Here is a 13,894-nt window from a genome sequence, read left to right as displayed (position 1 = left end):
TTTTCTTGGAAAACTGGGGTGAACAGACCCGGCTGGTCTTCCGGCTGGCTGTGGGGCTGTATCTGATCTACATGGCTTACAAGCTCATCTCCGCCCAGCTGGGGGGAGGGAGCGACATGCCCGATTGGGCGGCCTATGCCGGGGGCGGGATTCTGGGCCTGGCCGGCGCCGCGTTCTGCGGCTACTCCCTGTTCCGCTACTTCAAGCAGTGCCGGGCCAACCGGGAGAAGAAGCCGGACCCGCCTGCGCCGGGGGACGAGCCGTGAAGGGCTGGACGCGCCGGGAATTGGCCGTCCGGGTGGTCCTGCTGCTGGCGGGGCTGTGCGTCGCCCATCTGGGCGTGACCCTGTTTCTCCAGAGCGATCTGGGCTCCGACCCCTTCAACGTATTTGTACAGGGCCTGTTTCGGGGAATCCCCTGGCCGGCCTTCGCCGCCATGACCCACGGCCGGACCCACCTGCTGGTGTCGCTGGTCATTCTGCTGGTGCTGTTGGCGGTGGACCGATCCTATGTGGGAATCGGCACCGTGCTGTGCATGGCCCTGGGCGGTCCCATTATTGATGTGTATACCCTCTGGCTGTCCCCGGTGATCCACGGGGGGCTGCCTCTGCCCCTGCGGCTGGCGCTGCTGGTGGCCGGCTGCGTCATCCTGGCCTTCGGCATGACCATCGTCATCCGCTCCCAGGCGGGCACCGGCCCCAACGACCTGGTGGCGGTGGTGCTCAGCGACAAGCTGAGAAAACCCTTCGGACCGGTGCGCATCGGGGTGGACCTGACCTTCGCCCTGGTGGGGCTGGCCCTGGGGGGCGTGGTGGGACTGGGCACCGTGATCTGCGCCTTTCTGGTGGGTCCCGCCGCTCAGCTGTTTTTTCCCATCAGCCAGCGGCTGTGCGAGGCCGCGCTGGCACAATTTGCGGGAGTGCGCTCCCAAACTTGAGGTGAATGCTTATGACCATTCAATCTGTCTTTGATCCGTCCTTTTCCAAGTACGGACAGGTGCTCACCGGCTACGACCTGACCGGGCTGCTGGACACCCTGGAGCGGGTGACCCCGGTCCCGGAGGGGACCGAGTACGTCCCGGAGCAGCCCGAGCTCATGGCCCTGCCCGTGTGCGGGGAGCTGTCCGACCGGGCCTACGGCGGCATGCCCATCCAGATCGGCTGGTGCAACGGCCACAACACCAAGCTCAACTGCCTGGAGTACCACCGGGACAGTGAGCTGAACGTGGGCGTTCAGGACTTTATCCTCCTGCTGGCCAAGCGGGAGGAGATGACGGACGGCCGTCTGGACACTGGCAAGGTGGAGGCCTTCCTGTGCCCCGCCGGCACCCTGGTGGAGGTGTACGCCACCACCCTGCACTACGCCCCCTGCTCCGCCAAGGCGGGAGAGGGGTTCCAGGTGGCCATCGTCCTGCCCAAGGGCACCAACCTGGACAAGCCGGCCATTTTGGCGGGCAACCAGGAGGACCAGTGCCTGTGGGCCCGGAACAAGTGGCTGCTGGCCCACAAGGACAGCAGCGAGGCCGCCCAGGGAGCGCCCGTGCGCCTGGACGGAGAAAACATTGACATTGCCGGGCTCATCTGAACCGGCTCAATTTTAAAAGAGGTGTGAGAACATTATGCTGACCAACATTCCCACTGTAAAGCTGGGCATCATCGCGGTGTCCCGGGACTGCTTCATCATCTCCCTGTCGGAGCGCCGCCGCGCCGCGGTGGTGGCCGCCTGCCAGGCCAAGGGCGTGGACATCTACGAGTGCAAGACCACCGTGGAGAACGAGAAGGACATGCTCAAGGCCGTGGACGAGGTGAAGGCCGCCGGCTGTAACGCCCTGGTGGTGTTCCTGGGCAACTTCGGCCCCGAGACCCCCGAGACCCTCATCGCCCAGAAGTTTGACGGCCCCGTCATGTACGCCGCCGCCGCCGAGGAGACCGGCAAGGACCTGATCGACGGCCGGGGCGACGCCTACTGCGGCATGCTCAACTGCTCCTACAACCTGGGCATGCGCCACCTGAAGGCCTACATCCCCGAGTACCCCGTGGGCACCGCCGAGGACATCGCCGCCATGATCCAGGACTATGTGCCCATCGCCCGCGCCCTCATCGGCCTGTCCAAGCTGAAGATCATCACCTTCGGCCCCCGTCCCCAGGACTTCTTTGCCTGCAACGCCCCCATCAAGGGTCTGTATGAGATCGGCGTGGAGATCGAGGAGAACTCCGAGCTGGATCTGCTGGTGGCCTACAAGGCCCACAAGGACGACCCCCGCATCCCCGAGATCTGCGCCGACATGGCCAAGGAGATGGGCGAGGGCCGCTACTACCCCGAGATGAACGAGCGCATGGCCCAGCTGGAGGTCACCCTGCTGGACTGGGCGGAGGAGCACAAGGGCGCCCGGGAGTACGTGGCCTTTGCCGACAAGTGCTGGCCCGCCTTCCCCAAGGAGTTCGGCTTTGAGCCCTGCTATGTGAACTCCCGCCTGGTGAGCCGGGGCATCCCCGTCTCCTGCGAGGTGGACATCTACGGCGCCCTGTCCGAGTACATCGGCATGTGCGTCTCCGGCGACACCGTCACCCTGCTGGACATCAACAACTCCGTCCCCGCCGACCTGTACCACGAGGACATCGAGGGCAAGTTCCCCTATCAGCTCACCGACACCTTCATGGGCTTCCACTGCGGCAACACCCCCAGCTGCAAGCTGTGCGCCGACCGGGCCGTGAAGTATCAGCTCATCCAGCACCGCCTGCTGGAGCCCAAGGGCTCTGACCCCGACTTCACCCGCGGCACCCTGGAGGGCGACATCGCCCCCTCCCAGATCACCTTCTACCGCCTGCAGTGCGACAGCCAGGGCAAGCTGCGCTCCTACATCGCCCAGGGCGAGGTCCTGCCCGTCAAGACCCGCTCCTTCGGCGGCATCGGCGTCTTCGCCATTCCGGAGATGGGCCGCTTCTACCGCCATGTGCTGGTGCAGAAGGGCTATCCCCACCACGGCGCGGTGGCCTTCGGCCACTACGGCAAGGCCCTGTTTGAGGTGATGAAGCTGCTGGGCGTGGAGGACATCGCCTACAACCAGCCCAAGAGCCTGCCCTATCCCACCGAGAACCCCTTCGTGTAAGAGGCGGTATCTAATTACATTTGCGTTCTTCTTTCCCCAAGCCAAACAAAGAGCCATACCGGCCGGAGAATTTTTTCTCCGGCCGGTATGGCGTTTTTTATAAATTCAGCTCTGCTCCGGCAGATAGTCCAGGGGGTCCACGTGGTTCCCCTCCGCCAGCAGCTCCAGATGCAGGTGGGATTCCATCCCGCTCTCCGCGATGGCGGTGCCGCCCACGGTGCCCAGGACGGCCCCGGTCTCCACCGCGTCTCCCACGGACACGGCGACCTCCTCCGCCAGATTGGAGTATACCGCCGTCACGCCGTCCGGCTGCTGGACGGTCACCGTGGTGCCCATCATGGGGTCGGAGCAGACCTCCGCCACCTGCCCCTCGCCGGCGGCCAGCACCTTGAGTCCCGCCTCGGCGGCGATGTCCACGCCGCAGTGGGTGCGCCAGTCCCCCATGGTGGGGTCATAGGCCAGGGCCTCGGCGGTAAAGGCCCGCAGGACCTGCCCCTTCACCGGCCAGGTGTAGACCACTTCCTTGTACTCAGGCTGGGTGGAGACCTCCTCCTGGGCGGGCTCCTTCACCGGCTGGGGGTCGTCCTCCTGGACGGCCGGGGCGGGGGGCTCCTCCTCAGGAGTTTCTTCCTCCAGCGGCTGGGTGGGAGGGGCCTCCTGGGCGCTGCTGTCCGGGAGGGTGACGGTGGGGTTGGCCGTGACCGGTTCGCTGGGCTGGCTGCCCCCGGTGACGGTGCGGATGAGATAATAGCCCGAAATTCCAATGGCGGCGACGCACAGGAACAGGACTATGTAGAAGCCCTTTCCCAGCACGAAATCGCCTAATTTTTGAAACAGATTCCGTTTCATGGAACCACCTCCGAGGGATATTGTGGACCAGTTTTTGGGTGGCTATACCGGAAAGGGAAAAATTTTTGTGTCCCTGTCCCCGGAAGGGCTGGAAAATTTCCAGGGTTTTGTGTACACAGACGTACAACTTCCATGGACGTTTTCCCTATTTATGTGATATACTTCTCCAAGTACGAATTCTGTCAAAGTGAGGAAGCTGTTATGTACCGTACCATCACCCTGCCCAACGGGGCACGTATTTTAACGGAACACATCCCCGGCGTCCGCTCCGCCGCCCTGGGACTTTTTGTGGGGGCCGGCTCCCGCCATGAGCGCGCCGAGGAGAACGGGGCCGCCCACTTCATCGAGCACATGTCCTTCAAGGGGACCAGCCGCCGCTCCGCCGCCGACCTGGCCATGGAGATGGACGCCATCGGCGGCCAGGTGAACGCCTACACCACCAAGGAGAGCACCTGCTTCTACGCCCGCTGCCTGGACCGGCACCTGGACCGGGCGGGGGAGATGCTGTGCGATATGCTCTTTGACTCCAGGTTTGACGAGGGGGACGCGGCCCTGGAGCGGGGAGTGATCCTGGAGGAGATCGGTATGTATGAGGACGCCCCCGAGGACCTGTGCGCTGAGCGGCTGGCCATGGCGGTGTACAAAGGCCGCCCCCTGGGCCGCCCCATCCTGGGAAAGGCCTCCACTCTGGAGCAGATGACCGGAGAGAGCCTGCGCCGGTGGCAGAAGGAGCACTATGTCCCCGGGGCCATTGTGGCCGCCCTGGCCGGCAGCTTTGAGGAGCGGCACGTGGACGCCCTCACCCGGCGGCTGTCCGCCCTGCCCGCCGCCCCCCTGCCCAAGGTGCGGGAGGCCGTCTACCTCCCCGCCGTCACCGTGCGGAAGAAGGCCATTGAGCAGAATCACCTGATCCTGGCCTTCCCCGCCCTGTCCTATCTGGACGAGGAGCGGTACGCCCTGCTGCTGCTCAACTCCATCCTGGGAGGCGGGTGCTCCTCCCGGCTGTTCCAGGAGCTGCGGGAAAAGCGGGGGCTGTGCTACACCGTCTACTCCTATGTGTCCGACCATGCGGACACCGGCCTTTTGGGGATCTACACCGCCTTGAATCAGGAGCAGGAGCAGGGAGCCCTGGAGGCCGTCCGGGCCATCGTGGGGGAGCTGGCCGACCACGGCCCCACCCAGGAGGAGCTCTCCCGGGCCCGGGACCAGGCCCAGGCCAACATCCTCATGGGGATGGAGTCGGTCCAGGCCCGCATGAGCCACCTGGGCACCTCCGCCCTGCTGTATGGAAGGGTGCGGGAGTCGGAGGAGATCCTGACCGCCTACGACCAGGTGACCCGGGAGGATCTGCGCCGGCTGGCGGAGCGGATCTTCCCCTTTGTGGGTGCCTCCCTGTCCGCCGTGGGCCGGGTGCGCCCGGCGGCGGAGTACCAGGCGTGGCTGGAGCGAGGAATTTAACCGGAAAAGTCAAAACAGGCGGTATAGACCTTCTTGGCCTATACCGCCTGTTTTCGTTTTTGGAGGTTTTCTCAAAACCGAGGGGGAGAGAAGTCAGCGCCCTTCCGCCCGGTCCTGCTGGATGAGGAGCTTCAGGGCCTCCACCCCCACCTGGATGGCGGCGGAGGTGTCATGGGACTCCTTTTGGTCCAGCCCCTCCTTCTCCCGCTCCTGGTTCCAGATCACATGGAACACCGAGCCGCACCGGACGCCCCGGGCGGCGGCCACGGTAAAGAGGGCGGCCGACTCCATCTCGCTGGCCAGCACCCCCAGCCGCTTCCAGGCCTCCCACTTGGTCTCCAGCTCATAGGACACCGGCATCCGGCCGGGGCTGTGCTGGCCGTAGAAGGAGTCCTTGCACTGGACCACCCCGGCCTTCCAGGGCTTGCCCAGATTCTGGGCCGCCTGGGTCAGGGCGGCGAGCACCTGGTAGTGGGGCACCGCCGGAAACTCGATGGGGGCGTACTCCCGGCTGGTCCCCTCCATACGGACGGCCCCGGTGGCCACCACCACGTCCCCGCTCTGGACCTCCAGATGGATGCCGCCGCAGGTGCCCACCCGCACAAAGGTGTCCGCCCCAAGATTGCACAGCTCCTCCATGGCGATGGCCGCCGAGGGGCCGCCGATGCCGGTGGACACCACGCTCACCGGCTCTCCCAGGAGGGTGCCGGTGTAGGTGACGTACTCCCGGTTGGTCTGGATGTGCACCGGGTCGTCAAAGTATTTGGCGATCTCCCCGCACCGCCCCGGGTCCCCCGGGAGGATGCAGTACCGGCCCACCTGGCCGGGGAGACACTGGATGTGAAACTGAAGCTCACGCGCCTGCATAGGACCTGCCTCCTTTGTTCCGGCGGGCGCTGGGGCCCGCCTGCTGTGGTTCCATTATACGGTGGGGGACGGCGGGCCGTCAAGGAGGGGGGAGAGAGAGGGGGCGGCAAAGTTTTTCCGTCTTTTTTCAATTACAGATTGCTTTTTCCGCAAAAAGAGGATATGATACTTAACACGAATTTTACACCCTGCGGGTGGGAGGGCAAACGCTATGAAGTTTCAAGTCGTCAGCGACAGCTCCTGTGACCTGGGGCGGGAGCGGGCGGAGAAGCTGGGGGTCACCTTGGTCTCCTACTATGTCTCCATGGATGGGAAGAACTATTACCGGGAGGAGCGGGACATCACCGCCCAGGAGTTTTACCGGCAGATGGCGGAGCACCCCGGGGTGTTTCCCCGGACCTCCATGCCCACCATCGAGGACTATCTGGACGCCTTCCGGCCCATTGCGGCGCGGGGGGAGGCGGTGCTGTGCATCTGTCTCAATGAGCCCTTCAGCGGGTCCATCCAGTGTGCCCGGAACGCCCGGGAGGTGCTGCTGGAGGAATTTCCCCAGGCTCAGGTCCGGGTGCTGGACTCCCGGCTGGCCACAGTGCTCCAGGGGCTGCTGGTCATCGAGGCGGTCCGGCTGCGGGATGCGGGCTGCTCCCTGGAGGAGGCGGCCGGAATTTTGGAGCGGACTAAGACAACAGGACGTATTTTCTTTACTACAAATGACCTGGAGTATCTGCGCCACGGGGGGCGGATCGGCAAGGCGGCCGCCGCCACCGGGAGCCTGCTGCAGGTAAAGCCCCTGATCGGGTACGAGGGAGACGGCCTGGTGACCGACGGCATCGCGCCCGGGCGGAAGAACTCCCTGAACCGGGTGATGGAGCTGTTCTACCGCTATCTGACCCGGCGGGAGATCGACCTGAACGACTACTACCTGGCCACCGGCTACGGCCTGGACCAGGAGGAGTATCAGGACTTTACCCGCCGCCTGCTGGCCGGTTTGGAGGAGCGGGGCTATCCGGCCCGGCCGGTGGGGGAGTTCCACATCGGGGTGACCATCGGGGTGCACACCGGCCCCACTCCCATCGGTGTGGGCATCCTGAAAAAGGAGACGGCCTTCCCTGGCGGAGCGCCGGCCACGGAAAATTAAAAAAGACGCGCCGCCGGAAAACTTTTTTTCCCGGCGGCGCGTCTTATTGATGTAGGGTGGCTTTTTCGGAGCGGAACCGCCCGTTCCGGCACAGGCCGGCCTCCTCCTGCGGAACTGGAGAAAGGTGGGTTTTTGTTACAAAATTGTTGCTTGCCATTTTTCAGAAACATGGTATGCTGGTTCCAGGAGGCGGATCACATGGACTATGACGCCCTGTTGAATATGGGGACCGAGCTGGGCTATCAGCTGATGTACAGCGGGGCGGAGATCTACCGGGTGGAGGAGTCCGTCCGGCGCCTGCTCACAGCCTACGGGCTTCAGCCCCAGGTATTTGCCATTCCAAACTGTCTGATCGTCAGCTTCAATACCCCCACAGGGCATCCCATTACCCAGATGCGCCGGATTCCGGCCCACGGCACGGACATCGAGCTGCTGGAGCGGTGCAACGACCTGTGCAGGCGGCTGTGCCAAGAGGTCCCGCCGCTGGAGGAGGCCAAGGCCCAGGTGGACGCACTGGAGAAGGAGCGCCACCTCTACCCCGGGTGGGTGTTCCTGCTGGGATATGCGGCGGCGTCCGGCTTTTTCGCCGCGTTTTTCGGCGGCGATCTGCTGGACAGCCTGTACGCCGGAGTCTGCGGCCTGGCGGTGGGCGTCTGGATGCTGTATGTGGGCGGACGGCTGGGCTTCAACGGCTTCATTCAGACCCTGTTCGGAGCGGCCATCGCGTCCCTGGTGGCGCTGGCCCTGGTGAACCTGACCCCACAGCAGAATCTGGACGCCATCACCATCGGCACCCTGATGGTTTTGGTGCCGGGGCGCGCCCTCACCAACGCCATGTGGGAGATCATGGCCGGAGACATTATCTCCGGGGTGAACCGGACGGCGGAGGCGCTTCTCACCGCGGCGGCCATTGCGCTGGGCGTAGTGGTGGCCCTGGCCGTTGGGCAGTAGGGGGGCGGACATGATACAGGAATTTTTCTTTCCCTGCCTCTGGGCCTTTCTGGCCAGCGTGGCCTTTGGACTGGTATACAACATCCATGGAGGCGGAATTCTCATCTGCGGCCTTGGGGGCGCCCTGGGGTGGTTTGTGTACCTGGCCGTTCAGCTGCTCCCGATAGGCAGCATACCGGCCGCCTTCGCTGCCGCGGCGGCCATCGCGGTCTTTTCCGAGTGCATGGCCCGGCTGCGCCGCTGCCCGGTTACCGGCTATCTGCAGGTGGCCCTGCTCCCCCTGGTGCCCGGATCGGGCATCTACTACGCCATGCGCCACTGTGTGGCGGGGGAGACCCAGCTGTTTTTATCCACCCTGCTCAATACCTTCGGCATGGCTGCCTCCCTGGCGGTGGGCGCCATGTTGGCCTCGACGGTGCTGCGCATTGTGCTGCCCCACCTTCCCCAGAGGCATAAAAAAACTTAGAGATACAATCTGGAGGAAATTTGTTGCTATGATGTTGTTTTCCAGACGCCGGCTGTTGGCCGGCCTGCTTCTCAGCGCGATCCTGCTGTCCGGCTGCGCGCCGAAATCCGCCGTTTCGTCCGGGAGTGAGAGCGGGAGCGGCGGTTCGTCCAGCACCTCCGCCCCGGCGGGGGATGTGTCCCAGACGCCGGAGCCCCAGCCGGAGGGGAGCAGCTCCGCTCCTGAGACCGGTTCCGACACCTCCCAGGTCCAGACTCCGGAGGGGGACGGGAGCGCCGGAGACTCCCAGCCGGCCAATGCGGGAAAGACGGTTCCCGCCGGGGGAGAGACCCAGCCGGTGAGCGGCTCGGCCTCCCTGTCCGGCTATGACTTCTCCCAGCCCTGCCCCGAGAGCCCGGCGGTGGATAACTCCTATTTTGAGGATGCCGCCTTCATCGGCGACTCCCGCACCGACGGCTTCCTGCTGTACAGCGGCATTGGCTGTGGGGAGAACCTCACCTCCAACGGCCTGTCCATTTTCAAGCTGGCGGAGAAGAAGGCTCTGACCATCGACGGACAGAAGTACACCCTGCTGGAGGCCCTGGGTCTGAAGCAGTACGGAAAGGTCTACCTGTCCCTGGGGGTGAACGAGCTGGGGTACAACAACGACAAGGGATTCTATAACGCCTACTGTAATGCCATCGACGCCATCCGGGCCTGCCAGCCCAACGCGGTCATCTACATCCAGGGGCTCATCCCCCTGAACGAGGACGTGATCGCCGCCACCGGCGGGTCCAGCTACCTGACCAACGAGCATCTGCGGGTCTACAACGATCTGATGCAGCAGGCGGCCCAGGAGAAGCAGGTGGTGTTCCTGGACCTGGAGCCGGAGTTCACCGGCCCAGACGGACAGCTGCCTGCGGACGCCAGCAACGACGGAGTCCATCTGAAAAAGGCCTACTGTCAGGCATGGCTGGAGTATCTGAAGACCCACACCGTCTCGTATGAGACGCTGTATCCCACTCAGGAGGCGCAGGTATGAGAAAGAAAATGTTCGGTTTGACCGCTGCGGCGGTCTGTCTGGCTATGCTGGCCGGATGCGGTGCCGGCGGGGGAGAGACGGCCCAGCCCTATACCAAGGAGCAGGCCCAGAAAATTCTGGACAGCGGAATCTTCACCTATACCCTGGACGAGTACGATTACTCCATGGCCTGGGACATCTACGGCCTGGAGAGCGCGGGCCTGTCCCAGGATCAGCTGGTGGACGGTTCCCTGTGGAACTCCTCCGGGGCGGACTGTGAGCAGCTGGCCCTGCTGATCTTCTCCGACGCAGATGGAGCCGAGGCCGCCGTGGGGGCGATGGAGACCTATCTCCAAAACCAGATCGACAGCAACCGGGACTACCGCCCGGCGGAAGTCCCCAAGCTAGAGGACCCCTTCCTCCAGCAGGCCGGGGAGAGCGTGCTGCTGGTGGTATCCCCCGACACCCAGGCCGTGAAGGACCTCTTGGGCTGAATAGCAGAAAAAATGGGAAAAACCGCCTGTTTCCTTTGGAAATAGGCGGTTTTGCTGTTCGGGTCGGAAGACCGGGCGGCCCGGTGTGCCGCCCCTACGAAAATACAAAAACCAGTCCGGTGAACGCCGTAGGGGCCGACGACCTCGGCGGCCCGCGGGCGCACACTGTGCGGCCCTACGGTTCAAACGGAGTGCCCTGATAATCAGAACCGTTCCCCTCATCCGTCACGCTGCGCGTGCCACCTTCCCCTAAAGGGGAAGGCTCGGGCGGCTGATAGCCGCCCCTACATGTATCCTGAAGCCATTCTTTCTTTATCGTAGGGGCCGGACACTGGCCGGCCCGCATACGCGGCGCGCCGAGGTCGTTGCGCCCTACAGCCCAGCACCAGCCGCCATCTGTTCGGCAAAGCCAGGCGCAGGGGCGGAACCGCACCAACTACAATTTTGGGAAGGCCAGGGCCCAGTGGCCCGGCAGGAATTCAGACCAATCACTCAGATTTTGCGCGCCGGAAGTTCTGCACTATCCCACAGGTACGCGTCCCCCGTAATGGGGGTCCAGGAGGACGGCGAATATGAGCGCGGAGCGCTCATCCTGAGCCATCCCCCTGGCGGCTCTTTGGTGACTTTCTGGCCGGCCCAGAAAGTCACTCGCCGCCGGGGCGGCGAAACTCCCCCTAATCAAAAAACGTCAGCTGCCGGTCCCCATACCCCCGGGTGGCCGCCGAGACAATGTGGGGCATCTGATACAGCAGTCCCCGCTCCCGGCACCGGGCGGTAAAGACCTCCCACAGCTCCTGGGCCCGGGGGGAGGGGCAGCGGTACCGGTCCCCGTACCGGGCCAGGTACCGCCGGGACAGATGTTCCCCCGGGAACGCCCGGTCCAGCTCCCGGAGGAAGTGCTCCCGCTGGCCCTGGCGCATGGTCACCCCGAAGCCGGAGTAGATAAACTTGGCCCCCGCGTCCGCCGAGCGGTCCACCACCGAGAGCACTTGCTCCGGCCGGTCCTCCAGAAAGGGGAGCACAGGCATGAGGAGCACCCCGCAGAAGAGCCCCGCCCCGGCCAGCTTTCGGATGGCCTCCAGCCGCCGGGCGGGGGAGGGGGCCCGAGGCTCCACCTTGGCGGCCAGCTCCTCGTCCACGGTGGTGACGGTAATCTTGCAGATCACCGGGGAGTGGGTCTGGATGGACTGATACAGGTCGATGTCCCGGACGATGAGGTCGCTCTTGGTATCCACCGAAACCCCGCAGTCATAGGCGTCGATGAGCTCCAGGGCGTGGCGGGTGAGAAGGAGCTCCTCCTCGAAGGGGTTGTAGGGGTCGCTCATGGCCCCCATGCCGATGAAGGCGGGCCGGATCTTCCGGGCCAACTCGTCCCGGAGGATGCGCAGGGCGTCCGCCTTGGCGGTGACCCGGTCGAAGTTGGGGTTGCGGTAGCAGTCGCTGCGGCTGTCGCAGTAGAGGCAGCCGTGGCAGCAGCCACGATACAGGTTCACCGTGTGGTCGGTGCCGAACCAGGCGGTGGATTTGCTGCGGATGAGGATGTGTTTGGCGGGGATGTAGTCCATGGCAAGCGCCTCCCCCAGTGCGTCGTTGTGACTCCATCCTATCAGCTCCGGGGGCGGCTGTCAACGGGATTTGGAACATCTGTTTGACTTTTACACACGGGCACCGTATACTGGAACCGAGAGGAGGGAGCGGGCATGGAGCGGATCATTTTTCACTGCGATTTGAACAGTTTTTACGCCTCGGTGGAGCTTCTGGACCACCCGGAGCTGCGCCATCTGCCGGTGGCGGTGTGCGGCGACCCGGAGAGCCGCCACGGCATCATCCTGGCCAAAAACGAGCCGGCCAAAAAATTTCAGGTCAAGACGGCGGAGACTATCTGGCAGGCCAAGCGGAAATGCCCCGATCTGGTGCTCCTCCCCGCCCACCACAGCGTGTACCGGGACTTTTCCAAACGGATCAACCGCATGTACCAGGACTACACCGATCTGGTGGAGCCCTTCGGCATCGACGAGAGCTGGCTGGACGTGTCGGGCACCCTCCATCTGTTCGGAGGGGACCCGGCAGCCCTGGCCGACGAGATCCGCCGCCGTATGCGCCAGGAGTTCGGTCTGACCATCTCGGTGGGCATCTCCTTCAACAAGATTTTCGCCAAGCTGGGCAGCGACTATAAAAAGCCGGACGCCACCACCTGGATCAGCCGGGACAATTACCAGCAGCTGGTGTGGCCCCTGCCGGTGACCGACCTGCTGTACGTGGGCCGGTCGGCGGCGGAGACCCTGGAGCGGGTGGGGGTGCGCACCATCGGGGACCTGGCCCGGTTTGACCGGGAGCGGCTGTTCCGCCTGCTGGGCAAGCAGGGGAGCCAGCTCCACAACTACGCCTGCGGCCTGGACCGGTCCCCGGTGGCCCCGGCGGGGCAGTACACGCCCCCCAAGTCGGTGGGCAATGGCAACACCTTTGCCCGCAATCTGCAAGGCCGGGCGGAGATCCAGGCGGGGATCGTCCAGCTGTCCGACCAGGTGGGGGCCCGCCTGCGGCGGCACCGCATGAAGTGCACCGGGGTGGCCCTCCAGATCCGGGACCCGGACTTCCGGGACATCAGCCGTCAGAAGCGGCTGGAGGTCCCCACCTGCCTGGGCCGGGAGATCGCCCGGGAGGCCATGGAGCTGGCCGACGGGTGCTGGAATATGCAGAAGCCGGTGCGGGCCCTGACCGTCACCGCCATCTACCTGATCCCCGAGGACCAGGCCGCCGTGCAGCAGACCCTGTTCGGGGACCAGGGGGCGGAGCAGCGGGAGCGGCTGGAGAAGCTGGCCCACGCCATGGACGCCATCCGGGACAAGTACGGCAAGGGGGCCATCGGCCTGGCTTCCGCCCCCAAGGATGCCCGGGAGCGCCACGCCCCGCCGCCGGGGGGAAAACGGGAGGAGTGAGGAATGCAGAATGCAGAAATGCAGAATGCAGAATGGGCGGGAACTTCGTATATGTGCCGGGTCAATTCTCATACAGTGGGCATGAGGTGAGTTCTCATGCCCGCTTCTTTTTCCACATTTTTGGCCCAGGCGGTGGAAAACCCCGCCCTGGCTCTGTCGGCCCTCCTCACCCTGGGGGTGCTGCTGGTGAACGGCTGGACGGACGCCCCCAACGCCATCGCCGGGGCGGTGGTGACGGGGGCGCTGTCCTTCCGCCGGGCGGTGCTCCTGGCGGCGGTGTGCAATTTTCTGGGGGTGCTGTGCGTCACATCGGTGTACCCGTCGGTGGCGGAGACCATCTATTCCATCGCTTCCTTTGAGGGCGGGCCGGAGGCGGCCTCCCTGGCCCTGTGCGCCGCCATGGGGGCGGTGGTGCTCTGGTCGGCGGCGGCCTGGTGGTGGGGCATCCCCACCAGCGAGAGCCACGCCCTGGTGGCGGGCATCTCCGGGGCGGCGGCGGCTCTGGAGGGAGACCTCTCCTGTATCCGCTGGCAGAAGTGGGGGCTGGTGCTGCTGGGGCTGGTGCTGTCCACCGCCCTGGGGTTTTGGGCGGGCCGCTGGGCGGCTGTCTCTTATACACATCT

15 protein-coding genes are annotated in these 13,894 nt (G+C 64.8%); 12 read left to right on the top strand and 3 right to left on the bottom strand.

Annotation, left to right across the window (positions count from 1 at the left end; all coding sequences use genetic code 11):
- The first annotated feature begins 5 nt into the window (after nt 1–5).
- From H6B31_RS12020 to H6B31_RS12005, 4 genes are read left to right on the top strand one after another with little or no spacing between them, the layout of a single operon-like run.
- A complete protein-coding gene (locus tag H6B31_RS12020; RefSeq protein ID WP_243419028.1) occupies nt 6–266 on the top strand; it encodes a hypothetical protein in 261 nt (86 codons plus the stop codon).
- Nucleotides 263–937, top strand: a complete 675-nt coding sequence (locus tag H6B31_RS12015) for a DUF6198 family protein (protein WP_204898738.1) — start codon at nt 263–265, stop codon at nt 935–937. The genes H6B31_RS12020 and H6B31_RS12015 overlap by 4 nt, the downstream gene beginning before the upstream one ends.
- An 11-nt stretch (nt 938–948) precedes the next feature.
- The gene (locus H6B31_RS12010; RefSeq protein WP_204898737.1) at nt 949–1,584 is read left to right on the top strand and encodes a DUF4867 family protein; all 636 of its coding nucleotides are present in this window, start codon (nt 949–951) and stop codon (nt 1,582–1,584) included.
- Between the two features lie 37 nt (nt 1,585–1,621).
- Complete coding sequence (locus H6B31_RS12005) at nt 1,622–3,109, top strand: L-fucose/L-arabinose isomerase family protein (protein ID WP_204898752.1); 1,488 nt, start codon at nt 1,622–1,624, stop codon at nt 3,107–3,109.
- A gap of 105 nt (nt 3,110–3,214) precedes the next feature.
- Here the strand turns inward: H6B31_RS12005 and H6B31_RS12000 are convergent, their stop codons facing one another.
- Nucleotides 3,215–3,958: a M23 family metallopeptidase gene (locus H6B31_RS12000; protein ID WP_204898736.1), complete on the bottom strand. Its 744-nt coding sequence runs from the start codon at nt 3,956–3,958 to the stop codon at nt 3,215–3,217.
- A gap of 201 nt (nt 3,959–4,159) precedes the next feature.
- Here H6B31_RS12000 and H6B31_RS11995 point away from each other — a divergent pair, with 201 nt between their 5' ends.
- Nucleotides 4,160–5,416, top strand: a complete 1,257-nt coding sequence (locus H6B31_RS11995; protein WP_204898735.1) for a M16 family metallopeptidase — start codon at nt 4,160–4,162, stop codon at nt 5,414–5,416.
- 93 nt (nt 5,417–5,509) lie between these two features.
- Here H6B31_RS11995 and udp read toward each other — a convergent pair whose 3' ends face one another.
- The gene (udp, locus tag H6B31_RS11990; protein WP_204898734.1) at nt 5,510–6,283 is read right to left on the bottom strand and encodes a uridine phosphorylase; all 774 of its coding nucleotides are present in this window, start codon (nt 6,281–6,283) and stop codon (nt 5,510–5,512) included.
- Between the two features lie 211 nt (nt 6,284–6,494).
- Between udp and H6B31_RS11985 the strand changes: the two genes are divergently transcribed.
- From H6B31_RS11985 to H6B31_RS11965, 5 genes are all read left to right on the top strand, one after another.
- Nucleotides 6,495–7,421 carry a DegV family protein gene (locus H6B31_RS11985; protein WP_204898733.1) on the top strand — a complete coding sequence of 309 codons (927 nt, stop codon included), beginning with the start codon at nt 6,495–6,497 and terminating at the stop codon, nt 7,419–7,421.
- Between the two features lie 198 nt (nt 7,422–7,619).
- Nucleotides 7,620–8,372 carry a threonine/serine exporter family protein gene (locus H6B31_RS11980; protein ID WP_243419027.1) on the top strand — a complete coding sequence of 251 codons (753 nt, stop codon included), beginning with the start codon at nt 7,620–7,622 and terminating at the stop codon, nt 8,370–8,372.
- A 10-nt stretch (nt 8,373–8,382) separates the two neighbouring features.
- Nucleotides 8,383–8,838, top strand: coding sequence for a threonine/serine exporter family protein (locus tag H6B31_RS11975; RefSeq protein WP_087290337.1), 456 nt, complete (start codon nt 8,383–8,385; stop codon nt 8,836–8,838).
- Nucleotides 8,839–8,866: 28 nt separating this feature from the next.
- Entirely contained in the window at nt 8,867–9,859 is a 993-nt protein-coding gene (locus H6B31_RS11970; RefSeq protein WP_204898732.1) for a GDSL-type esterase/lipase family protein, read from the top strand.
- Complete coding sequence (locus H6B31_RS11965; protein ID WP_204898731.1) at nt 9,856–10,332, top strand: DUF4358 domain-containing protein; 477 nt, start codon at nt 9,856–9,858, stop codon at nt 10,330–10,332. Before H6B31_RS11970 ends, H6B31_RS11965 begins: the two co-directional genes overlap by 4 nt.
- A gap of 674 nt (nt 10,333–11,006) precedes the next feature.
- Here the strand turns inward: H6B31_RS11965 and H6B31_RS11960 are convergent.
- Nucleotides 11,007–11,897 carry an SPL family radical SAM protein gene (locus H6B31_RS11960; protein ID WP_204898730.1) on the bottom strand — a complete coding sequence of 297 codons (891 nt, stop codon included), beginning with the start codon at nt 11,895–11,897 and terminating at the stop codon, nt 11,007–11,009.
- Nucleotides 11,898–12,032: 135 nt separating this feature from the next.
- Here H6B31_RS11960 and dinB point away from each other — a divergent pair, with 135 nt between their 5' ends.
- Both dinB and H6B31_RS11950 read left to right on the top strand, forming a co-directional pair.
- Nucleotides 12,033–13,271: a DNA polymerase IV gene (gene dinB / locus H6B31_RS11955; protein ID WP_204898729.1), complete on the top strand. Its 1,239-nt coding sequence runs from the start codon at nt 12,033–12,035 to the stop codon at nt 13,269–13,271.
- 96 nt (nt 13,272–13,367) lie between these two features.
- On the top strand, nt 13,368–13,894 hold a 527-nt coding region (locus tag H6B31_RS11950; protein WP_204898728.1), incomplete at its 3' end, for an inorganic phosphate transporter.

The sequence above is a fragment of the Pseudoflavonifractor capillosus genome (assembly GCF_016899775.1).
Taxonomy (GTDB): domain Bacteria; phylum Bacillota; class Clostridia; order Oscillospirales; family Oscillospiraceae; genus Lawsonibacter.
Note: the sequence above shows the minus strand (reverse complement) of the source record. Positions and strands in the feature narration are given on the sequence as shown.